This is a genomic window from Kribbella sp. NPDC058693 (genome assembly GCF_042715335.1).
GTDB lineage: Bacteria > Actinomycetota > Actinomycetes > Propionibacteriales > Kribbellaceae > Kribbella > Kribbella jiaozuonensis.
Window position 1 is genome coordinate 1,535,670 of sequence record NZ_JBHXSQ010000004.1, and the last position, 22,310, is coordinate 1,557,979.

Genomic DNA, 22,310 nt, shown 5'->3' on the forward strand with positions numbered 1-22,310 from the left:
CGTGAACGAGGTGTCCGCGCGCGAGGCCGAGGTACTGGCGGCGTTGGCCGACCACCGGTCGAACGCGCAGATCGCTCGCGCTCTGCACATCTCGGTCCGCACGGTCGAGAGCCATGTCTCGTCGTTGCTCCGCAAGTACGGCGTGACCGACCGCCGCGAGCTCGCCGACCTGGCCGGATCGCATCGCGGTCCGGGGATGAGTGGGCTGCCCGCCGGCCGGACGACGTTCGTCGGGCGGTCCACCGAGGCGACCGCGGTCCGGAAGGCGCTCGGGCAGTCCCGTCTGGTGACGGTGCTGGGGCCTGGTGGGATGGGCAAGACGCGGCTGGCGGCGGTCGTTGCGGCTGAGTCGGGGGCCGCGGGTGCGTTTGTTGACCTGGTGCCGGTTCGGGACGGGCTGGTGAGTCGGGCGGTGGCGACAGCGCTGGGGCTGACCGAGCGGCCGCCGCAGAGTCTGGAGCAGGTCCTGATCGAGCAGCTGCAGCAAGGCCGGTGGCTGCTCGTGCTCGACAACTGCGAGCACTTGGTCGACGAGGTCGCTGCACTCGCGGAGCAACTGCTCCGAACCTGTCCCGAGGTGACGATTCTCGCGACCAGCCGGGAGCGGCTCGGGGTTCCGGCGGAGGCGACCGTGCTGCTGCCGCCGTTGGACGCCGCGGTCGAGCTGTTCGCGGACCGGGCGCGGGCGGTCGACCCGGCTTTCACGGCATCGACCGACGAGCTCGCGGAGATCTGTGCGCGGTTGGACGGGATGCCGCTGGCAATCGAGTTGGCCGCGGCGAGGATCGGGTCGCTGGGGGCGGAAGGCCTGCAGGCGGCGCTGGACGACAGGCTCCGGTTGCTGGCGGGTGGTCGTGGTGTGGATGCCCGGCACCGGTCGCTGGGCGCGGTGATCGGCTGGAGCTACGAGCTGCTGGATGACCAGGAGCGGCTGCTGTTCCGGCGGCTCTCCATCTATGTCGGCGGGTTCGACCTGGACGCGGCCAGCGCAACCAGCCCGGAGCTCGGCCGGGGCGAGGTCGCGGACCTGCTCGGCCGGCTGACAGACAAGAGCCTCGCCGTACGCCGGGGGTCCCGCTGGCGGCTGCTCGAGACGATCCGCGAGTTCGCCCGCGACCAACTAACCGAGGCCGAACTAACCACCGCCCAGAACCGCTGCCTCCACTGGGCCGCCACCACCGCCGCCGCCCTGGAAAGCCGGCTGGACGGCTCCGATTGGCAACAGCCCTACGACGAGGTAGCCGGCGACCTCAGAGCCGCCCTCGCCACCACAACCACGGCCAGCCACCCAACAGCCGCAGCACCCCACCCGACGCCCGCGGCAAGCGACCCGACGGCCGGGGCGACCCATCCGACGGCCGGGGCGAGTGACCCGACGGCTGCGGCGACGCACCTGAGGGCTGGGGCGAGTGACGCGGCGGCTGGGGCGACGCACTTGGGGGCTGCGGCGCCGGACCCGGCAGCTGCGGCGACCCACCTGGCGGCTGGAGCGAGTGACCCGGCGGCTGCGACGACCCACCTGGAGGCTGCGGCGAGCGACCCATCAGCTGCGGCGCCCCATCCGACGGCTGGGGCGAGTGACCCGGCGGCTGCGGTGACCCACCTGGAGGCTGCGGCGCCGGACCCGACGGCTGGAGAGACCCATCCGACGGCTGGAGCGACGGACCCGGCGGCTGCGGCGGCCCACCTGGTGGCAGGGGCGACGGACCCGGCGGCTGCGGCGACCGACCTGGGCGCCGCGGTGCCGGACATGACGGCTGGGGCGGCGGATCCGACTGCGCATCGGTTGGCGCGGGCGTTGGGGCATCTTGGGTTTGCTCGGCGGGAGTTTCGTGAGGCGATCGGGTACTACCGGGAGGCGGCCGAGCGTGCGCCTGACGGTGTGGCTGCTGCGCTGGATCTGCGGTCGGCTGCCGATGCCACGCTCGCGGTCTCCGACGCGGAGACCGGCGTCCGGCTGCTGCTCGACGCTGCCGACCGTGCAGTTGCTGATGGCAACGTTCGGGCGACGATGCTGGCGCTGGCCGTGATCGCCGCTAACCGGTATCCGACCGGCTCGCTCTACGACCTGTCCAAGGAGCGCAGCCAGGAGTTGCTCCAGCAGGCGGTAGATAGCGCGCGCCCCGGCGACTCCCAGGTGACTGCACTGCTCGCAACAGCCAAGGCCTGGGAACACGGCGGCCGCCGGATCGGCGCCGACCCGGAGCTCGCACAGGAGGCCGTCGATGCGGCCCGCCGGACCGGCGATCCCGTGCTGATCGCGGGCGCGCTCGACGCGCTCACGGTAGCCGCCGGGAACGCAGGACGGCTCCGCGACGCACGCTCGTACGCCGTCGAGCGCATGCAGCTGGTGGGGCCGCTGCCGCGCCACGAGCCGTACGCCGCGGCCGAGATCATCGACGCCTTCCACGTCGCGCCGACCACCGCGACCGCGGTCGGCGATCTCCCCGCGGCGCTCGCAGCCGTGGGTGCGCCGGACGATCCGGTCGGCGACCACCCGTACATCTCGCTGCCGCGCCTGATCCGGGTCTGCGCGCTGACCGGGCAGTTCGACGTCTGCGTCGAGCAGGCAGACGCACTCTGGGAACGCTGGCAAGGCGCGGGCGCCCCGCCGATCGAGTGGATGGCATCCGCACTCTCGGCGGCCGCGATGGTGCACGGTCTGCGCGACGACGGCTTGTTCGACGTCTGGCAGTCACGTGCGCTGGAGGTCGCCCGCTGCACGGACGACGTGGAGGACGCCCCCTGGCTGGCTGCCCCCTACACCTTCGCCCAGGCCCGAGTCGCCGTACAGCACGCAGACGTGCGGCGCGGGGACGTGCAGCGCGGGGACGTGCAGCGCGGGGGCCTCCGGCACGGGGACGGCGGCCGGGAGGGTGGCGGTCACGGGGCGCTGAACCACGACCTGGCGGTCCAGCGTGGGGGTCTCCAGCACGGGGACGTGCAGCGTGGGGACGTGCAGCGCGGGGGCCTTCAGCCGGCCGAGGCCGTCGTGCGGCGGGCGTTTGGGGACTTTTCTGAGCGCTGGTGGGTGCCGTACGCGCGTGCCGCCGCTGCAGAGCTCGCCGTGGTCGCGAACCTGCCCGACGCGGCCGAGTTCCTCGTCGCCACCGCGCCGGAGGCTGTCGAGAACGACTGGGCCGCCGCATGCCTCGCCCGGGCCACGGCGCGGTCCACAGGTGACCTGGACGGGCTCCTCCCAGCCGCCGAGGCCTTCGACCGCATCGGCGCCCAGTTCGAGCGGGCTTACACCCTCTCCCTCCACCCCGACCACGTCTCCGACGCCCTCCAGGAACTTGCGGCGTTCCAGGTGCCTGTTCCGTAGTAGATCCGTAGTCGCCACGGATGTGGCCCGACCTCCGCCCAGCAAGGCTTGGGAGCAAGACCACAAAGCCTTGGAGGAATCATGGGAAACGTCGCGTCAGCCATGTCGATGTCGCTGGACGGTTTCGTCACCGGACCGAACGTCAGCCGCGAGTACCCGCTCGGCGAGGGCGGCGAGATCCTGCACGACTGGCTCGGGCCGACGGCGACCCCCGCCGACCGGGCGGTCCTGCAGGAGATGGTGGACGGCGCCGGAGCGATCCTGATGGGACGGCGTTCGTACGACATCTGTGTCGGGGAAGGCGGCTGGGGCGACGGCGGACCGGCCGGGGACGTCCCGTGCTTCGTCCTGACCCACAAGCCGCCGGCCGAGGCGCCGAAGGTCTTCACCTTCGTCACCGACGGCATCGAGAGCGCGGTCAAGCAGGCGAAGGCTGTCGCCGGCGACGGTACGGTCGGCGTCCACGGAGCCACCGCGGCGCAGCAAGCGCTGGCCGCGGGGCTCCTCGATGAGATCCACGTACACCTGGTGCCGGTGTTGCTCGGCGACGGCGTCCGTCTGTTCGACCTGCTCGGCGGGGCGCCGGTCAATCTGAACCGCAACCGCGTGATCGAGGCCGGTAGCGGCGTTACCCACCTGCGCTTCGAGGTGGTCCGCTAGGAAGCCATCCAGTCCTGCAGGCCTTCGACGGTGCGAGGCATGGCATCCGAGAGGTTTTCGGTGCCGTCGGAGGTGATGAGGACGTCGTCCTCGATCCGGATGCCGATGCCGCGGAGGTCCTCGGGGACGGTGAGGTCGTCGGACTGGAAGTACAGGCCGGGCTCCACGGTGAGGACGTAGCCGGGCTGGACGGTGCCCTGCCGGTAGGTCTCGCTGCGGGCCGCGGAGCAGTCGTGGACGTCCAGGCCGAGCATGTGGCTGACGCCGTGCAGGGTGTAGCGCTGGTACAGGCGGCTCTGCGGGTCGAGTGCCTCCTCGGCCGACACCGGCAGCAGCTCCATCGCGTCCAGGCCGTGCACGATGACCTCCATCGCCGCCTCGTGCCCGGAGCGGAACGCCGCACCCGGCTTGAGCGCTGCGATCCCGGCGTTCTGCGCGTCCAGCACCAGCTGGTACAGGTCGCGCTGGCGCGGCGTGAACTCGCCGTTCACCGGCAGCGTGCGGGTGATGTCGGCGGTGTACAGCTGCCGGTTCTCCACGCCCATGTCGAGCAGCATCAGCGTGCCGTCGTTCACCGGGCCGTCGTTCTCGATCCAGTGCAGCGTGGTCGCGTGCGGACCGGCCGCGGCGATCGAGGTGTAGCCGACATCGTTGCCCTCGGCCCGTGCCCGGCGCCAGAACGTGCCCTCGATCCAGCGTTCGCCGTACTGCCGGACCTTGTCCATCTCGGCGAGTACGTCGGAGAACCCGCGGTGCGTGATCGCGACCGCGTCCCGGAGCTGCTCGAGCTCGTACGCGTCCTTGACCAGCCGCAGCTCCGACAGCGTCGCGGACAGCTCCCCGTCCTTCAGCTGGTCGATCCGCGCACCGCTCAGCAGCGACGCGATCGACTCGTCCTCGCCCCGGCGTACGCGGGTCGGCACGTCGCCCTTGAGGGCGTCGGCGAGCTGGTCGACGTGGCGCGTCTCGATACCGAACTCCTTCGCGGTCTCGGTCAGCGAAGGACGCCGGCCGGCCCAGAGCTCGCCGTACATCCGGTCGCGCCAGAACTCCTCGCCCTGCGCGCGGTCGGCGCGGGGGCGGAAGTACAGGACCGCGTCGTGGCCGCTGGTGCCGTTCGGCTCCAGGACCAGGACGGCGTCGGAGGTCTGGTTGCCGGTCAGCCACACGTAGTCGGTGTGCGGGCGGAAGACGTAGTCGGTGTCGTTCGACCGGACCTTGTAGGTGCCGGCCGGGATGACCAGACGCTCGCCCGGGAACGCCTGCGACAACGCGTCCCGCCGCTTCGCCGCCCACACGCCGACATCGCTCAGCGCGAGATCGTGGCGCTCCGAGTCGGCCCATCCCGAGTTCATGAACTCGCGCAGCTTCGGGCTGGGCTCGTTGTCGTGGGAAGCGGTCTTCGGGGCAGCGCTATCAGCTGTGTCAGCGGTGTTCTCGGTCATCGTCGCCCAGTCCTCGTCTCAACGCGGGGTGTGCAGTTGGTCGCCGCGGAGCGTGCCGCTGTCGGGCAGCGCCTCGGCGGGGTCGGAGCCGATGCGAGTGATCGCATTGTGCTCGTCCACGAAGACTACGCTCGGTTCGAAGACCTTCGCCTCGGCGGTGTCGAACATCCCGTAGGCGATCAGGATGACCAGATCACCCGGGTGGATCAGGTGCGCCGCGGCGCCGTTGATCCCCACCACCCCGGACCCGCGCGGCCCCTCGATCAGGTACGTCGAGAGCCGCTGCCCGTTGGTGATGTCGACGATGTCGACCTTCTCGCCGGGCAGCAGATCGGCCGCGTCCATCAGCTCCGCGTCCAGCGTGCACGATCCGACGTAGTCCAGATCGGCCTGCGTCACCGTCGCCCGGTGCACCTTCGACTTCATCATCTCGCGCCACATGGCAGGGAATGATCCAGGCGCGCTCGTCACCTGTCAGTGGCCGCCATCACGTCAACGCGAGACGAGTTCGGGCTGACGTGGATCGGGCGTGGGTGGGCGGCGGAGCGAGTCGCCTTCGACGTCGACGTTCGGGAGCAGCCGGTCCAGCCAGCGGGGGAGGTACCAGGCGCGCCGCCCGAGCAGCGCCATCACCGCCGGTACGACGGTCATCCGGACCACGAACGCGTCGATCGCGACCGCGAGCGCCAGGCCGAACCCCATCTCCCGGATCAGCGCCTGCCCGGACAAGATGAACCCGGAGAACACCGCAGTCATGATCACCGCCGCCGCCGTAACCACCCGGGAACTGTGCGCGAAGCCGTCGACGACCGCGGTCCGTGGCTCGGCGCCGTGGACGTGTTCCTCGCGCATCCGGGTCACGAGGAAGATCTGGTAGTCCATCGCGAGACCGAACACCACTCCGATCAGGAAGACCGGCAACATGCTGATCACCGGCCCGGTCTGCCCAGTGACCCCGAAGAGCCCGGCCAGCCAGCCCCACTGGAACACCGCGACCACCGCGCCGAACGTCGCCGCCACAGTCAGCAGGAACCCGAGTGTCGCCTTCAGCGGCACCAGCACTGACCGGAACACCAGCATCAGCAACAGGTACGCCAGTCCGACGATCAGTGCCAGGTACGGCGCCAGCGCGCTGCCGAGCTTGTCCGAGATGTCGATGCTGATCGCGGTCGCGCCGGTCACCGCGACCTCGGCGCCGCCGGATACGGGCATCGCGCGGATCGCCTTGACCAGGTCGTTCGTCTGCGTCGTACTCGGACCGCTCTTCGGGATCACCGTCAGCAGGGCCGTGTTTCCGGCAGGGTTGAAGCGGGGCGGGCTGACCATGGTGACGTCGGGGAGCGCGCGGATCGCCGTGGCGGTGCCGGTCGCGGCTGCTTGGGGATCGGGTGCGCTGCCGGCGTCGACGACAACCATGAGCGGGCCGTTGAAGCCGGGGCCGAAGCCGTCGGAGAGCAGGTCGTACGCCTTGCGCTGGGTGGAATCGGGCGCGGCGGTGCTGTCGTCGGGCAGTCCGAGCCGCAGGTCGGTCGCGGGGATGGCGAGTACGCCGAGGCCGACCACCGCGACCAGCAGAACAGCCAACGGCCGCCGGGTGACGAAGCCCGCCCACCGCCGACCGAGCGTGACCCGCCCGCGAGCGGGCTGCTCTTGCGCGGCGGGACCGGAGGCGGTGCCGCGGCGGCGCAGGCGGGAGGTGAGGTGGGGACGGCCCTCACCTACGCGGTGGCCGGCGAAGCCGAGGAGGGCGGGGAGGAGGGTGAGGGCGATGGCTACTGCGATGACGACGGTGAAGGCTGCGGCGAGGCCCATCTGGGTGAGGAACGGGATGTCGACCACGAACAGGCCGGCAAGCGCGATCACCACGGTCAGCCCCGCGAACACGACCGCGGATCCCGCCGTGCCGACCGCTCGTCCGGCCGCCTCCTCGGGCTCGAGTCCGGTGCTGAGCTCGTGCCGGTACCGCGACATGATGAAGAGCGCGTAATCGATCGACACCGCGAGTCCGATCATCAGCGCGAGGATCGGCGTACCGCTCCCGATGTCGATGAACCCGCTCAGCGCCGAGATCGCCGTCGCGCCGATGCCCACGCCGATAATTGCTGACAGCAACGGTAGACCGGCCGCGATCAGCGAGCCGAACGTGATCAGCAGCACGACCGCGGCCACCCCGATGCCGATCACCTCGGTCAGTTGCTGGCCGTCCTGCGGTTGCAGCGCATCGCCGCCGTACTCGACGGTGAGACCAGAGGCCCGCGCCGGTTCGATGGCAGCATCCACCGCGTCCTTGGCCTCCGGCGTGACGTCGGCGGCGGGTACGTCGTACGTCACCTGCGCGTAGCCGGTGCGGCCGTCCGGGGAGATCGCCTTCGCGGTGAAGGGATCGAGGACGCGGGCGACCTGCGGTGCGGTCGCGATCCGGTCCAGGGTCTGCTGCACCTGTGGGGTGGCGGTGAGCTTCTGGCCGGCGGGCGCCTGGAAGACGATTCGCGCGGTCGCGGCGTCGGCGCCGGCCTGCGGGAAGCGTTCGTTGAGCAGGTCCGCGGCCCGCTGCGACTCGGTGCCGGGGATCGAGAAGCCGTTGGCGGTCGGGCCGGAGAGCGTGACCGCGCCGGCGATCCCGGCCGCGAGCAGGCCGAGCCAGATCAGTACGACGAACCGTCGCCCGCGGAAGGCGAGTCGACCCAGCCGGTAGAGATACGTAGCCATACCGCCGATGCTTCCGGGGGGGGGCGCCGTCGCTCGCGTCTGCTGGTCGCGGGCTTCTGGCGGTACTGCGTTCGCCGTACGAGCTACTGCGCTTGCGGTACACCGGGCCGGACCAGGCCGGTCTGGTACGCGAGGACGACGAGCTGGGCGCGGTCGCGGCAGTCGAGCTTCATCATCGCGCGGTTGACGTGGGTCTTCGCCGTCGACGGGGACAGGACGAGGCGTTCGGCGATCTCGTCGTTGGACAGGCCGAGGGCGACCAGGCCGACGATCTCGCGTTCGCGCTCGGTGAGGACGTCGAGGACGGTCGGGCCGATCGGGTTGCCGGGGGTGGGTTCGGCGAGGAAGCGGTTGATCAGGCCGCGGACCGCCTTGGGGGAGAGCAGGGCGTCGCCGCGGGCGACCACGCGGATGGCGTCGATCAGCTCGGCCGGCTCCACGCTCTTGCCGAGGAAGCCGCTGGCGCCGGCGCGGATCGCCTCGAACACGTACTCGTCGACCTCGAACGTGGTCAGGATCAGCACCTTCACGCCGGCAAGCGCCTCGTCCGCGGTGATCATCCGGGTTGCCGCGAGACCGTCCAGCTCGGGCATCCGGATGTCCATCAACACCACGTCGGCCCGCTCGGACCGTGCGAGCTCGACCGCCTCCTGCCCGTTCGACGCCTCAGCGACGACCTGCAGATCCGGCACTGAACTCACCAGCACCCGGAACCCACTCCGGATCAACGTCTGATCGTCCGCCAGCAACACCCGAATCATCACCCGCACCTCCCGTCCCCGTTGGCAGCACAACAAGTACGTCGAACCCACCATCCGCAGTCGCCCCAGCAGACAAGCTCCCACCCACAGCAGCAACCCGCTCCCGCATCCCCACCAACCCGTGCCCCCCGCCGGGGCGGGAGTCGGCCGGTTGAGGCCAGCCGGAGTCGAGCTGCCCCGCTGCCGGGTGCGCGGGCCCGTCCGCCCGGACGGCGACCTCGCGCCCGCCGAGCGCGGCGCTGGGCGCATGGTCGGGCTCGGCCGCCGCCCGTGCGGCCGCGCCCGAGGCGGGCGAGGGATTGTGCACGGAGATGGCGAGGGCGCCGGGGGGTTGGGTGAGGTGGACTTGGGCGGGGGCTCCGGGGGCGTGTTTCAGGATGTTGGTCAGGGACTCCTGGATCACGCGGTAGGCGGTGAGTTCCAGGACGTCTGGCAACGGTTGGAGGGGGTCGGGTGCGTGATAGTCGACCTGGACTCCGGCTGCTCTGAAGGATCTGATGAGGGCGTCGAGTTCGTGCAGGGACGGGGTCGGCGCGGTGGGGAGGGGAGAGCCGGAGCGGCGTAGTACGCCTAGGAGGACGGTTAGCTCCTGCAGCACCGTGCGACCGCCGGAGCGGACCAGGGCGAGGGCTTGTTCTGCCTCGTCAGGCTGGGAGCGCAGTACGTGAGAAGCCACGCCGGCCTGCACGTTCATCAGCGCGATGTGGTGCGCGATGACGTCATGGAGCTCGTGGGCGATCCGCAGCCGTTCCTCGATCACCCGGCGCTGCGCCTCTTCGTCGCGTGACTGCTCAGCCCGCAGCGCCCGCTCCTCGAGCTCCTGCACGTACGCGCGCCGGTACCGCGTCGCCTCCCCGATCGCGGCGCCGAACAGCACCACCACGCCGTTGAAGAGGTTCGCGAGCAGCTCGCCGTTCGTGAAGACAGCCGCCGCGACCAGCGTCACCGCGACCACGGTGATGATCGACGTACCCCGAGTGCGGTGGTCCGTCCGTAGCACCACCATGTACGCCGCACACGCCATGAACAGCCCGATCGGACTCTTCGCCTGCTGGGTGATCGCGTAGCAGACCCCAGCGGCCGTGGTCAGCCCGAGCGCGACCAACGGCGCCCTCCGCCGGAACACCATGCCGACAGCGGCCGCCGTACACAGCACCACACCCGACACAGTCGCAGCGACCTGTCCGGGATGGCGCTGACCCAGCAGCACCAGGTTGAGCGCGAGGATGACCCCGGCGAGCAGGCAGTCCGCGGCGACCGGGGGTATCCCCAGGTCCCGGCACCACCGCGACACCACGCCCATGCTCTTCACAGTACGTGCCGCCCAAGCCCCGAACGTCGTCCTGCAGCAGTATCCGGGCCGTACCGCGGACGCAGTATCAGGCCGGCAACTCGGACGCCTGTACGGCGAGCTCCCGCAGCGCCTCGTACCGCGGGCGCATGGCCGAGACCCTCTCGACCTCGGCCTCAACCGGCGTCAGATGCTCACCACCCGGCAACGGAGACAGCCCGAGCGCCACGGCTGCAGCCCCACGCGCGCCGACCTCAGCCTCCGCGCACACAGTCGTCGGCCGGGCGAACGTCGCAGTCAGACACCGCCGCCACCACTCAGACGCGTCGATGCCGCCGCCACCCAGCACGACGTCCAACTGGCTTCCGAAGAGTGAGTCGAGCATGCGCAGCCCGCGGTCGACCTCCAACGACGCCCCCTGCAGCGACGCGGCCAGCAGGTCCGCCGCAGTGTCGTCGAACGACAGCCCGAAGAACACCCCGGACCCACTCGGCACCGTCGCCGGCGGCCTGGTCCCGGCCATGAACGGGATCGCGATCGCCCGCGACGCCCCGACCTCCGCACCCGCCAGCTCATCGGACTCCAGCCGCAGTACGCCGGTCAGCCACGCATGTAGGTTCCCAGCCGCAGAGAACGCCATGCCGGTCACCGCGCGCTTGTCGTCGACCCGGTACCGCCACAGCTCCCACGGCAGCTCAGGCGCGTCATCGATCGGATGCACCACGCGTACGGCGGCCGACGTCCCCACCGTCACCGCCGCAGTCCCCGCGTCGTACCCGCCCGTCCCGACGTTCGACGCCGCGCCGTCACCCGTCGGCGGATGCACAGGTACGCCGACCAGCCCCGGCCAGCGCCGCGAGTACTCCGCGGACAACGCCCCGGTCCACCCGGTCGGCACGATCGACGGCAACCGGTCCGCGCGTACGCCGGCGATGTCGAGCGCCTCGTCGTCGTACGAGCCCGTGGCCAGGTCGAGCGTCCCGGTGCCGGATGCGATCGACACCGACGTCACCCGCTCGCCGGTCAACCGCTCGAGCACGAGATCAGGCAGCCCGGCGAACGATGCCGGGGAGGCCGTCGACAGCAGCCACGGGATCCGGCGGGTCCAGTACAGCCGGTGCAGCCAGGTGCCGGTGCGCGCGTGGAAGGCGCGCTCGTCGATCGACGGGTCGAGGTCGATCGAGCGGGTGTCGGCCCAGGTGATCACCGGCGTCAGTGCACCGCCGTGGTTGTCGAGGGCAACGATCGAGTGCCACTGCGAGGAGAGCACGATCGCGCCGATGTTCTCGAGATGACCGTTCTGCTGGAGCTCGTCCAGGCAGCCGAGCAAACCCTCGACGTACTCGTGCAGGTCGAGCGTCGCGGAGCCGTCCGATCCGTACGTCGGCGCGATCTTGTGCCGCGCGAGTGCACCGGGGATCGGCGACGCGTCGTCGTCGGACAACACCAGTGCGCGCGCCGACGACGTACCGAGATCGAGTGCGAGGACTCGACCGTCAGTCTTCGTCATGGAGGGCCTTGAGGAAGTTCTGGGCCCAGACGTTCACGTCATGCGCGGCCAGGTGCTTGCGCATCGCCTTCATCCGGCGGCCGAGCTGGCGGTCGTCGGTGTTCATCGCGTCGACGATCGTGTCCTTCATACCGTTGATGTCGTGCGGGTTCACCAGGAAAGCCTGCCGGAACTCGTCCGCCGCGCCGGCGAACTCGCTCAGCACCAGCGCGCCGGTGTCGTCGTACCGCGTCGACACGTACTCCTTCGCGACCAGGTTCATGCCGTCGCGCAGCGGAGTCACGACGGCGACGTCCGCGGCCCGGAACAGCGCGGCCATCTCGGTCCGCGAGTACGACGTGTGCAGGTAGTTGATCGCCGGCGTACCGATCCGGCCGTGCTCGCCGTTGATCCGGCCGACCAGCAGCTCGATCTCGTCACGCAGGACGCGGTACTGCTCGACCCGCTCGCGCGACGGCGTCGCCACCTGGATGAACACGGCGTCGTCGACCGAGATCCGCTTCTCGTCCAGCAGCTCGCCGAACGCGCGCAGGCGTTGCCGGATGCCCTTGGTGTAGTCGAGCCGGTCGACGCCGAGCAGGATGTGGGTCGGGTTGCCGACCTCCTGCCGCATCTCGGCCGCGCGGGCCGTGGTCTCGGGCTGACGCGCCAGGTTCTCCAGCTCGTTGACGTCGATCGAGATCGGGAAGGCCTTGGCCCGGACGATCCGGTCGTCCGGCAGGTGGATGCGGTCGCCGCGGGTACGCAGCCCCATCCGGTTGCGGGCCAGCCGGGCGAAGTTCGACGCAGCACCAGGTCTTTGGAAACCGACCAGGTCCGCGCCCATCAGCCCGTCCAGGATCTGCCGCCGCCACGGCATCTGCGCGAACAGCTCGGTCGGCGGGAACGGGATGTGCAGGAAGAACCCGATCCGTACGTCGGGACGCAGCCGGCGGAGCATCGCCGGGACGAGCTGCAGCTGGTAGTCGTGCACCCAGACGTCGGCGTTGTCGTCGGCAGCGTCCGCCGCGGCCTCGGCGAAGCGCCGGTTCACCGCGACGTACGACTCCCACCACTCGCGGTGGAACTCCGGCGCCACGATCACGTCGTGGTACAGCGGCCAGAGTGTCGCGTTGGAGAAGCCCTCGTAGTACAGCTGCACGTCCTCGGCCGTCAGCATCACCGGGACCAGATGCATGCCGTCGTTGTCGAACGGGTCGACCTTCTCGTCCGGGCTCCCGGTCCAGCCGATCCACGCGCCGTGGTGGCTCTGCATCACCGGTGCGAGCGCGGTGACCAGTCCGCCTGGACTGCGGCGCCACGCCGTACTGCCGTCGGGCATCTCGATCCGGTCGACCGGCAGCCGGTTGGCCACCACTACGAAGGAACTCCTACCGTTCGGCATCTTCAGCGTCATCCACTCAGGTCGTCGTCGTCACCGGGGTAACGGACCCCGATCTGGCTCCGGGTCTCGTCGAGCAGGTCGAGAATCTCGAGGGTGGCGGCATGAGGTAACGCCGGTACTTCGAGCGCCCCCGCACGCAGCGCATCGATCACTGCGCCTGCCTCATAGTGGTACCCACGTCCATGCGTCGGTACGTCGATCCGCTCCGCTCCGGCAGCGGTCGTGCGCACGTAGTACTCGGGGTGGTGGAAGCGGTGCGGCAACTGCAGACTGCCCTCCGGACCGCTGATCGAGGCGACCCACGGGTTCTGCGAGCGCAGACCACAGGTGAGCGCGGCGACCGCGCCCGAGTCGTACCGCCAGGCCATGGCGACGTTCAGGTCGACGCCGTCCTCGTTGAGCGAGCCGACAGCCTTCAGCTCGGCCGGACGGCCCAGGGCCATGTAGGCGAACGTCATCGGGTAGATGCCGCCGTCCATCAGCGAGCCGCCGCCGAGGGCCGGGTCGAGCAGCCGTGACGGCAGCGAGTCTTTGTAGAACGCGAAGTCCGCAACGACCTGCTGCGGTTCGCCGATCACGCCGCTCGCCAGATCGTTGAAGACCGACTGGATGACGGGGTTGGTCCGCATCCACATCGCCTCGGCGAACAGGGTCTTGTGCTCGGCCGCGACCGCGATGAGATCCCGGGCCTGCTTCGCCGTCAGCGTGACGGGCTTTTCGCACAGTACGGCGACGCCGGCCTGCAACGCGGTCCGTGCGATCGCGTAGTGCTGCGGATGCGGTGTACCGATGTAGATGACGTCGAGGTCACCGGAATCGATCAGCTTGTGGTAGTCGTCGTACGCGTTCGGGATGCCGAACTCGGCCGCGAACCGGTCCGCGCTGTCCTGCGACCTGGACGCGACCGCGGTCGCGACGGCGTCATCGGGCAGTAGCCCCAGATCCTGCGTGAACTGGGTCGAGATGTTGCCAGTAGCAACGATGCCCCATCTGACGCGATCTATACCCACTGGGTTAACTCCGGGGTCGGGAACGGTCCGTCTGCAGCGATTCTCGCGGTTTCGAACGCGTGAGCCAAGCGAATGAGCGTGACCTCACTCCGCGCCGTACCGCTGAACGTGATCCCGACCGGCAGTCCGGACACCATCCCGGACGGCATCGAGAGCAGCGGATAGCCGGCCAGTGCGGCGTGCGAGGACGAGCCGCCGAGGACGTGATCGCCGTTCACCAGGTCGATCGCCCAGGCCGGTGAGTACGACGGACTGACCAGCGCGTCGAGCTGGTTGTCGCGGAGCAGGTCGTCGATGCCGTCCCGCCCGGCACGGAGCGCGGTCAGGCGCGCGGCGACGTACACCGGGGAGCTCAGGCCCTCTGTGGTGGCTGCCCGCTCGAACAGCTCCTGCCCGAACCACTGCAGCTCTACGTCCGCATGTTCCTTGTTGAAAGCAATCAGGTCGTCCAGCGTGCGCGGGCCGCCGGGGACCCGAGTGGCCAGGTACGCCGCCAGGTCGACCTTCAGCTCGTGCGCCAGCACCTGCAGCTGGTCCTCATCGCCACCTGGCGTCGGCAGGGACAGGTGGTCGACCAGAGTCGCCCCGCAGCTGCTGAGGATCTCCAGCGCGTGTTCGGTGACCTCGTCCAGCCCGGTCGAGTAGCCCCAGAGCGGTCCACGCGGTACGCCGATGCGCACGTTGCTGAGGTCCGTGCCTCGGCAGTGCTCGGTGTAGTCGACCTGGCTGCCAGTGAGGACCGACAGCAGCGCGGCGGCCTGGGTGACGGTCCTGGTCATCGGACCGGCGGTGTCCTGGGAGTGCGAGATCGGGACGATGCCCTGCTGCGGGATCAGCCCGACGGTGGGCTTCAGACCGACGATGCCGTTCAGTGCGGCCGGGCAGACGATCGAGCCGTTGGTCTCGGTGCCGATCGCGTAGTCCGCCAGTCCGGCGGCGACTGCGGCGCCGGAGCCGGATGAGGAGCCGCCTGCGGAGCGGTTCAGGGCGTACGGGTTGCGCGTGAGGCCGCCGTACGCGCTCCAGCCGGAGGAGGAGGCCGAGCCGCGGAAGTTGGCCCACTCGCTCAGGTTGGTCTTGCCGAGGATCACGCAGCCGGCGTCGCGGAGCCGCCGTACCAGCGGGGCGTCGTCGGGCGGCGGTGGCTGGTCGGCCAGCGCCAGCGAACCGGCCGTGGTCGGCAGGTCGGCGGTGTCGATGTTGTCCTTGACCAGGACCGGTACGCCGTGCAGCGGGCCGCGCACGCGCCCGTTGTCACGCTCGGTGTCGAGACGGGCGGCTTCGGTGAGAGCGGCGGGGTTGGGCGTGCAGATGGCGTTGACCAGCGGATCCACCTCACGGATCCGCGCCTGCAGCTCCTCCACCAGCGCCACGCTGGAAAGAGTTGAGCTCACGCGAATGATCCTGCCAGAGTTGGTGACGCCCGGCCGTCCGCCGACGACACGCTCCGTGTCGTGTCACGGGTGAATGACATCGCTGTTGTTCAACACGTACAGTGGAGCGCGGACGGACGATCACCGACCGCACAGGAGTCAGCAGCAGATGGACAGCGCCAACGCCAGCTCATCCGGCCCCGCCGAAGCTGCGCCGCCGGCCATTGCCGGACTCTCCGAGAGGGACGGGCAGATCCTCGCCTTCGAGCGCCACTGGTGGAAGTACGCCGGCGCGAAGGAGCAGGCGATCCGGGACCAGTTCCAGATGTCGGCGACCCGGTACTACCAGGTCCTCAACGCGCTCATCGACCGGCCCGAGGCCCTCGCGCACGACCCGCTGCTGGTCAAGCGCCTGCGCCGCCTCCGCGCCGCCCGCCAGCGCGCCCGCTCCGCACGCCGACTGGGCATCGAGGTCTGACCATGTCCCGCCCACGTGGCGACCGGGGGCAAGTCTTGTCCTCACTCGTCGCCGTGGCCGCGGTCGTCGCGATCGTGGCCGGTCTGCTGGTGCTGTTCGGGACCCGGGGGCACGACAGCAAGGCCGACGAGCCGTCCGGCGCTGCGTCCAAGCCGAGCAGCAAGCCGTCGGCCAAACCGTCCTCCGGGCCGTCGACGATCGCCGCCAGCATCCCGAGGCCGTCGACGGAGACCACGACGCCGCCGGAGGTCACGCCGTCCAAGGTGCCGACGAGCGCACCCTCGTCGACCGAGCCTCCTGTTGAGCCGACCTCGCAGCCGCCCAAGACCCAGCCGGTGACGATTCCGGTGGAGGAGCGGCCGGCGATCGAGGTGTACAACAACACCCCGCGCAAGGGTCTCGCCGACGAGGTCGCGGGCCGTGCGCGGCAGGCGGGCTGGACGGTGGCCGGCTCGCCCGACAACTGGCACGGCAAGGTCGCCGAGAGCACGGTCTACTACCCGCCGGGCATGCTCGAGGCCGCGAACCAGCTCGCGCACGACATCGGCGTCGGCCGGAGCAAGGGCGCGTTGGACAACATGAAGAAGGATCGCCTGACCGTGATCCTCACCTCGGACTACGCCGGATGAGTACTCCGGTCATCCAGACCGACGCCGGGCTTGCCGGCTGGGCAGCCATCGTCGCCGATCCGGCCACTGCGGTGATCGCGTCCGACTTCGACGGTGTGCTCTCTCCGCTCGTCGAGGACCCCGCACTGTCCCGGCCAGCCGAGGGTGCACTGGATGCGCTGGCCCGGCTGGCCCGCTCGGTCGGCCAGGTAGCCATCGTGACCGGCCGCCCCGCCTTGGTGGCGACGGAGCTGTCGGGGGTGAGTGCTCACCCCGGACTCGGCGAGCTCGTTGTGCTCGGCCACTACGGGCTGGAGCGGTGGGACGCTGCGACCGGCAAGGTCACGACCTCCCCGGTGCCGGTAGGAGTGGCGACGGCTCGCGGCCGGCTGCCGGAGCTGCTGACCGAGGTCGGCTTACCGGATGCGTTCGTGGAGGACAAGGAGAGCTCGCTGGCTGTGCACACGCGCCGGCTGGACGATCCGACCGGGGCTTTCGAGCTCCTGCGCGGGCCGCTGACCGCACTGGCCGAGGAGACCGAGCTGCGGCTGGAACCCGGCAACCTCGTCCTTGAACTGCGACCGCCCGGCATCGACAAGGGCGTCGCGATCCGCAGCCTGATCGAGTCGACCGGCGCGCGCTCGATCCTGTACGCCGGGGACGACCTGGGCGATCTCGCCGCGTTCCGCGCGATCTCGGAAGAGCGCGAGCACGGGCTGAACGCAGTACTGCTGGCGACGCGGTCGTCGAACGCGACCGAGCTGATCGAGGCCGCGGACATCGTCGTCGACGACCCGAGCGGTGTGGTGACCGTCCTCACGGCCCTTTCGGACGCGATCTCAGCACGCTGAACGCCTGCGTCACGGTCTTCCCGAGCGGCTGGATCGGCCGTTCGACGTACCCGCCCTCCTTCAGGTTGGCGAGCCGCTCGAACGGGTTCCGCGACGCCGGATCACCGGTCAGCAGGAACGAGATCACCACGCCCACGACGTACAACGGCAACATCGGCAACCCGATCAGGCAGAAGTACTGCCAGGAGTGCCGCTCCTCGTGCCGCACCAGCGCCGCGTCGTCGAAGTACGAGCGGTTGTGCTTGCTGAGGACGACGTTCCCGATCGTGAACGCACCGGCGACGGGGAAGCCGAGCTTGTAGCCGTTGGCGAAGTACAGACCGCGCGGGCCGCGGGTGAACGTCGCCCGCCCCAGGACGCCGACGAAGGCGCCGGCCAGCGTGGACAGATTGAGGAAGTTCCCCACCACCTTGACCCACTGCCAGGCCGTCATGTCGCCCAGTATGGGGTTCTGTCGGTGGGGTGGGTAAGACTTGGCGGGTGAGTTCGGTGGTGCGGGTCTGGCGAGCGGGGCGCGTGGTGGATCCGCATTCGGTGATCGGGGGGTTGCGGAAGGGGCCGGGCGATCCGGCGTACGTGTTCGATCCGATGCGACGGACGGTGTGGCGGGCTACCCGGACGCCGGAGGGGCCGGTGCTGCTGCGATTGACGCCGTACGGGTCGGAGGTCGAGGCCGAGGCGTGGGGAGCCGGGGCTTCGTGGGCGCTCGACGGGGTGCCGGAGTTGTTGGGGGACAAGGACAGCTGGGACGGGTTCGAGCCGCTGCCGGAGCATCCTGCGTTGGTGGATGCGGCGCGGCGGTTCCCGGATGTGCGGGTGCCGCGGACGCGGGCCGTGTTCGAGGCGATGGCGGCCGCGGGGATCGAGCAGGTCGTCACCGGCAAGGAGGCGTTCCGCGGGTGGCGGGTGCTGCTGCGTGAGTACGGCGAACGCGCGCCGGGTCCGGGTGGTCCGGACGGGCGGATGCTGTTCGTGCCGCCGGCGCCGGAGGACTGGCGGCTGATCCCGTCGTGGCAATGGTTGCGCGCCGGCGTCGAAGGCCGACGTTCGAGGGTGGTGCTGACGGCGGCGACCCGGGCCAAGGCGCTGGAACGGACGCTCGACCTGACCGACTCGGCCGAGATCGAGCGGCGGCTGCGGTCGCTGCCGGGGGTTGGCGTTTGGACGGCGGCCGAGGTACGGCAGCGGGCGCATGGTGACGCGGATGCGTTCTCGTTCGCGGACTATCACGTGTCGCGCGACGTTTCGTACGCGCTGATCGGCGAGGAGCTCGACGACGACGGCTGCGCCGAGCTGATCGAGCCGTACCGCGGTCACCGGTTCCGGGTGCAGAGGCTGTTGGAGATGGCCGGGATCCGTCATCCGCGCTACGGCCCGCGCAAGGCGCTGCCGACCCACACGCCCGGCGCGACGCATCGGCTGCGTTAGCCCGGGCACCGGGACCGCATCATGAAGATCAACGGCGACGGCCTGTATCTCGTGGCGGGCCTGGCGCTGTTGCTCGGCGCGGTCCTGCCGCGGCTGCTCCGCCGGTACGCCGTCTCCGCACCGATCGGCTTCCTCGGCGCGGGCGTGCTCCTCGGGCTCGCGGTCGACAAATCCCACCTCAGTCCGATCGTCGAGCCGGGTCTCACCGAGCACCTCGCCGAGCTGACGATCCTGGTCGCGTTGATGGGCGTCGGTCTGGCGATCGACCGCCCGATCGGGTGGCACCGCTGGAAGGTGACGTGGCGGCTTCTGCTGGTCGCGATGCCGGCCTGTATCGCGGCCGTCGCCGGTGCGGGCTGGCTGCTCGGGCTGGCGCCGGCGACCGCGTTGCTGCTCGGCGCCGTACTCGCTCCGACCGATCCGGTCCTCGCGTCGGACGTGCAGGTGCAGGGGCCGTCGACTGGCGCGGACGCCGAGCCGGAGGAGGACGACGAGGTCCGGTTCGCGCTGACGTCGGAGGCCGGGCTGAACGACGGTCTGGCGTTTCCGTTCGTCTATGCGGCGGTCTTTGGGGCTACCAAGGGTGCGTTGGGTCACTGGGCGCTCGAGTGGTTCGCCTGGGATCTGATCGGGCGGACTGTGATTGGTGTGCTGGTCGGGCTCGGTGTTGGGTGGTTGCTCGGCAAGATGGCGTTCTCCGCGCCCTCGCGGACCTTCCGGTTGGCCGACGCGCGTGAGCCTGTACTGGCACTTGCGATGACGCTGGGTGTCTACGGGCTCGCACAGGTGCTGCACGGGTATGGCTTCGTCGCCGTGTTCATCGCCGCGCTGACACTGCGCGCGGCCGAGCGGCATCACGACTTCCACGAGGACCTGCACGGGTTCGTCGAGCAGCTCGAACACATCCTGACCTGGGGCATCCTGCTGCTCCTCGGCTCGGCGATCACCGCCGGGCTGCTCCGGCCGCTGAGCTTCGCCGGTGTCGCGCTGGGACTGCTGCTGGTCTTGGTGATCCGTCCGCTGACCGCGTGGGTCGCGCTGGCGGGGACGCCGCTGGGGCGGTCCGAGCGCTGGGTGACGGCTGCTTTCGGGATCCGCGGGGTCGGTTCGGTGTTCTACCTGGCGTACGCCGGATCCGACTTCGGCACCGACCTACCGTGGTTGTGGGCGACGGTCGGGTTCACCGTCGTACTGAGTGTGGTCGTCCACGGTGTCGCGGTGACGCCGCTGATGCGGATGCTCGACGTACGCCGGGACGCCGCCGCCTGAGCGTGGTCGCGGCTGAGATCGGCGGTCTCGCATGGTGGGATCACAAGACACAATATGGACCCGATTGGGTAATCTCGGGGGCAGCTCATCCAGAGGGACTGAGGGAAACGGCCCGTTGAAGTCCCGGCAACCCTCCCCGTCGAGCCCCCGCCCGGGGCGTCTCGCGGTGGAACGGTGCCAAATCCGTCCCGCCGCCGAGATCCGGTGTTCGCGGGGAAGATGAGAGGGGAACCTCACTCATGAGCCAGACCGCCACCCACACGATCCGTGAAGGTGCCTTCGGCAACGGTACGCACCTGAGCTGTCGCGCCTGTGGGGCGAAGTCGCCGCTCGGCCCGTTCTACGCCTGTATGGAGTGCTTCGGTCCGCTCGAGGTCGGATACGAGTACCCGACGATCACCCGCGAGCAGATCGAGGCCGGACCCAAGAACATCTGGCGCTACCAGCCGCTGCTGCCCGTCCCCGTCGACGTGGCCAGCTACCCGAACACCGAGCCCGGCTACACCCGGCTCATCGACGCAAAGAACCTCGCCCGCGAGCTCGGCCTCCGCAAGCTCTGGGTGAAGGACGACTCCGGCAACCCGACCCACTCCTTCAAGGACCGGGTGGTCGCCTCCGCGCTGAGCGCGACCCGCGAGCTGGGCATGAAGGTCTTCGCCTGCCCCTCCACCGGCAACCTGGCCAACGCCGTCGCCGCGGCCGCCGCCCGGGCCGGCATCCGCTCGGTCGTGTTCATCCCGCACGACCTCGAGCGCCCGAAGGTGATCACCACCGCCGTGTACGGCGGGACGCTGGTCGCCGTCGAGGGCAACTACGACGACGTGAACAAGCTGGCCTCCGAGATCGCCGGCGAGGAGGAGGGCTGGGCATTCGTCAACGTCAACGTCCGCCCGTACTACTCCGAAGGCTCCAAGACGCTGGCCTTCGAGATCGCCGAGCAGCTCGGCTGGCGGCTGCCGGAGCAGATCGTGATCCCGGTCGCGTCCGGCTCGCAGCTGACCAAGATCGACAAGGGCTTCACCGAGCTCGGCAAGCTCGGCCTGGTCGACGCCACCGACTACAAGGTGTACGGCGCACAGGCGACCGGCTGCTCCCCGGTCTCGCAGGCGTTCCGCGACGGGTACGACGTGGTCAAGCCGGTGAAGCCGGACACGATCGCGAAGTCGCTGGCGATCGGTAACCCGGCGGACGGACCGTACGTCCTCGACGTCGCCCGCCGTACCGGTGGCGCGATCGAGGACGTGAGCGACGAAGAGGTCATCGAGGGCATCCAGCTGCTGGCCCGGACCGAAGGCGTCTTCGCCGAGACCGCGGGTGGCGTGACCGTCGCGACGCTGAAAAAGCTGATCGCGACCGGCCAGCTCGACCCCGAGGCCGAGACCGTGATCATCAACTCCGGCGACGGGCTGAAGACGCTCGACGCCGTGGCCGACCGGGTCGGCCCCAAGGTGACCATCCCCGCGTCGTACGACGCCTTCGTGAAGGCAGGCCTGCAGTGAGTGTGAGCGTTCGGGTTCCGACCATCCTGCGTCCGTACACGCAGGGCGTGTCCGAGGTCTCCGCGGAGGGCTCGACGCTGACCGAGGTGCTCGACTCGCTGGACGCGTCGTACCCGGGGATCAAGGGCCGCGTCCTGGACGAGGCGGGCGAACTGCGCCGATTCGTGAACGTGTACGTCGACGATGACGACGTACGCTTCGCCGACGGCCTGCAGACCGCGATCAAGGACGGCGGCCAGGTCTCGATCATCCCGGCGGTCGCCGGCGGCTGAGCTTTCCGGTCGTTGATCGTCCGGAATCGGCGCTAGCGTCACCTGCATGGCGACGAACTGGACGATCGGCGCGGATGCCGCCGACCCGAAGCGGCTGGCGGAGTTCTGGGCAGCTGCGCTGGATTATGTGCAGGAGCCCGGGTACGAGGATCCGGAGGGAGCCTCGATCGTGGACCCCGACGATGTCGGACCGGCGATCGGGTTCCTCCGGGTGCCCGAGCCCAAGACCTCGAAGAACCGGTTCCACATCGACATCCGGGTGGCAGGCCCGACCCGCGACGACGTGACGGCCGAGCGCATGCGCACCAAGGCTTCGGAGCTCGTGGGTCTCGGCGCGACCCAGGTCCGCGAGGAGTTCTACGGCCCCGACGTACTCGGCCACATCGTGATGCTCGATCCCGAGGGCAACGAGTTCTGCGTCGGCTGACTACGATGCC

Annotated in this window: 20 protein-coding genes and 1 riboswitch; of the genes, 10 read left to right on the forward strand and 10 right to left on the reverse strand. The window is 70.1% G+C overall.

What is annotated here, in order from left to right; genetic code table 11:
* Position 1: 1 nt before the first annotated feature.
* Positions 2 to 3,325, forward strand: coding sequence for an ATP-binding protein (locus ACFWUU_RS33820; protein ID WP_380181645.1), 3,324 nt, complete (start codon positions 2 to 4; stop codon positions 3,323 to 3,325).
* A gap of 81 nt (positions 3,326 to 3,406) precedes the next feature.
* On the forward strand, positions 3,407 to 3,985 hold the full coding sequence (locus ACFWUU_RS33825; RefSeq protein WP_380181647.1) for a dihydrofolate reductase family protein: 579 nt from the start codon (positions 3,407 to 3,409) through the stop codon (positions 3,983 to 3,985).
* Here ACFWUU_RS33825 and ACFWUU_RS33830 read toward each other — a convergent pair.
* The 9 genes from ACFWUU_RS33830 to ACFWUU_RS33870 form a co-directional block, all read right to left on the reverse strand.
* On the reverse strand, positions 3,982 to 5,430 hold the full coding sequence (locus ACFWUU_RS33830) for an aminopeptidase P family protein (protein ID WP_380181649.1): 1,449 nt from the start codon (positions 5,428 to 5,430) through the stop codon (positions 3,982 to 3,984). The genes ACFWUU_RS33825 and ACFWUU_RS33830 overlap by 4 nt on opposite strands.
* An 18-nt stretch (positions 5,431 to 5,448) precedes the next feature.
* Positions 5,449 to 5,871, reverse strand: a complete 423-nt coding sequence (panD, locus tag ACFWUU_RS33835) for an aspartate 1-decarboxylase (protein WP_137252672.1) — start codon at positions 5,869 to 5,871, stop codon at positions 5,449 to 5,451.
* Positions 5,872 to 5,922: 51 nt separating this feature from the next.
* Entirely contained in the window at positions 5,923 to 8,139 is a 2,217-nt protein-coding gene (locus tag ACFWUU_RS33840) for an MMPL family transporter (protein WP_380181651.1), read from the reverse strand.
* 83 nt (positions 8,140 to 8,222) lie between these two features.
* Positions 8,223 to 8,900 (reverse strand): response regulator, encoded by a 678-nt coding sequence (locus ACFWUU_RS33845; protein WP_380181653.1) that lies wholly within the window; start codon positions 8,898 to 8,900, stop codon positions 8,223 to 8,225.
* Complete coding sequence (locus ACFWUU_RS33850) at positions 8,806 to 10,203, reverse strand: sensor histidine kinase (RefSeq protein ID WP_380181656.1); 1,398 nt, start codon at positions 10,201 to 10,203, stop codon at positions 8,806 to 8,808. Before ACFWUU_RS33850 ends, ACFWUU_RS33845 begins: the two co-directional genes overlap by 95 nt.
* A gap of 76 nt (positions 10,204 to 10,279) precedes the next feature.
* The gene (locus tag ACFWUU_RS33855) at positions 10,280 to 11,701 is read right to left on the reverse strand and encodes an FGGY family carbohydrate kinase (protein ID WP_380181658.1); all 1,422 of its coding nucleotides are present in this window, start codon (positions 11,699 to 11,701) and stop codon (positions 10,280 to 10,282) included.
* The gene (locus ACFWUU_RS33860; protein ID WP_137254106.1) at positions 11,688 to 13,085 is read right to left on the reverse strand and encodes a trehalose-6-phosphate synthase; all 1,398 of its coding nucleotides are present in this window, start codon (positions 13,083 to 13,085) and stop codon (positions 11,688 to 11,690) included. The genes ACFWUU_RS33855 and ACFWUU_RS33860 overlap by 14 nt, the downstream gene beginning before the upstream one ends.
* A gap of 8 nt (positions 13,086 to 13,093) precedes the next feature.
* Entirely contained in the window at positions 13,094 to 14,095 is a 1,002-nt protein-coding gene (locus ACFWUU_RS33865) for a Gfo/Idh/MocA family protein (protein ID WP_380181660.1), read from the reverse strand.
* A complete protein-coding gene (locus tag ACFWUU_RS33870; protein WP_380181662.1) occupies positions 14,086 to 15,489 on the reverse strand; it encodes an amidase in 1,404 nt (467 codons plus the stop codon). The genes ACFWUU_RS33865 and ACFWUU_RS33870 overlap by 10 nt, the downstream gene beginning before the upstream one ends.
* A 148-nt stretch (positions 15,490 to 15,637) precedes the next feature.
* Here ACFWUU_RS33870 and ACFWUU_RS33875 point away from each other — a divergent pair, with 148 nt between their 5' ends.
* From ACFWUU_RS33875 to otsB, 3 genes are read left to right on the forward strand one after another with little or no spacing between them, the layout of a single operon-like run.
* Positions 15,638 to 15,946: a DUF3263 domain-containing protein gene (locus ACFWUU_RS33875; RefSeq protein WP_137252679.1), complete on the forward strand. Its 309-nt coding sequence runs from the start codon at positions 15,638 to 15,640 to the stop codon at positions 15,944 to 15,946.
* A 2-nt stretch (positions 15,947 to 15,948) separates the two neighbouring features.
* Entirely contained in the window at positions 15,949 to 16,575 is a 627-nt protein-coding gene (locus tag ACFWUU_RS33880; protein WP_380181664.1) for a LytR C-terminal domain-containing protein, read from the forward strand.
* On the forward strand, positions 16,572 to 17,405 hold the full coding sequence (gene otsB, locus ACFWUU_RS33885) for a trehalose-phosphatase (RefSeq protein WP_380181666.1): 834 nt from the start codon (positions 16,572 to 16,574) through the stop codon (positions 17,403 to 17,405). The genes ACFWUU_RS33880 and otsB overlap by 4 nt, the downstream gene beginning before the upstream one ends.
* Here otsB and ACFWUU_RS33890 read toward each other — a convergent pair.
* Positions 17,371 to 17,838 (reverse strand): hypothetical protein, encoded by a 468-nt coding sequence (locus tag ACFWUU_RS33890; RefSeq protein WP_380181668.1) that lies wholly within the window; start codon positions 17,836 to 17,838, stop codon positions 17,371 to 17,373. The two genes, otsB and ACFWUU_RS33890, sit on opposite strands and share 35 nt — an antisense overlap.
* Before the next feature lie 47 nt (positions 17,839 to 17,885).
* On the opposite strand from ACFWUU_RS33890, the gene ACFWUU_RS33895 reads away from it, so the two are divergent.
* From ACFWUU_RS33895 to ACFWUU_RS33915, 5 genes are all read left to right on the forward strand, one after another.
* Positions 17,886 to 18,833 carry a DNA-3-methyladenine glycosylase family protein gene (locus ACFWUU_RS33895; protein WP_380181670.1) on the forward strand — a complete coding sequence of 316 codons (948 nt, stop codon included), beginning with the start codon at positions 17,886 to 17,888 and terminating at the stop codon, positions 18,831 to 18,833.
* Between the two features lie 21 nt (positions 18,834 to 18,854).
* Positions 18,855 to 20,102 (forward strand): cation:proton antiporter, encoded by a 1,248-nt coding sequence (locus tag ACFWUU_RS33900; protein WP_380181672.1) that lies wholly within the window; start codon positions 18,855 to 18,857, stop codon positions 20,100 to 20,102.
* A gap of 82 nt (positions 20,103 to 20,184) precedes the next feature.
* A riboswitch (SAM riboswitch) is annotated at positions 20,185 to 20,328 on the forward strand.
* A 13-nt stretch (positions 20,329 to 20,341) separates the two neighbouring features.
* Positions 20,342 to 21,601 (forward strand): threonine synthase, encoded by a 1,260-nt coding sequence (gene thrC, locus ACFWUU_RS33905; protein WP_137252685.1) that lies wholly within the window; start codon positions 20,342 to 20,344, stop codon positions 21,599 to 21,601.
* Positions 21,598 to 21,873: a ubiquitin-like small modifier protein 1 gene (locus ACFWUU_RS33910; RefSeq protein ID WP_371407189.1), complete on the forward strand. Its 276-nt coding sequence runs from the start codon at positions 21,598 to 21,600 to the stop codon at positions 21,871 to 21,873. The genes thrC and ACFWUU_RS33910 overlap by 4 nt, the downstream gene beginning before the upstream one ends.
* A gap of 46 nt (positions 21,874 to 21,919) precedes the next feature.
* Positions 21,920 to 22,300: a VOC family protein gene (locus tag ACFWUU_RS33915; RefSeq protein ID WP_380181674.1), complete on the forward strand. Its 381-nt coding sequence runs from the start codon at positions 21,920 to 21,922 to the stop codon at positions 22,298 to 22,300.
* The last annotated feature ends 10 nt before the right edge of the window (positions 22,301 to 22,310 follow it).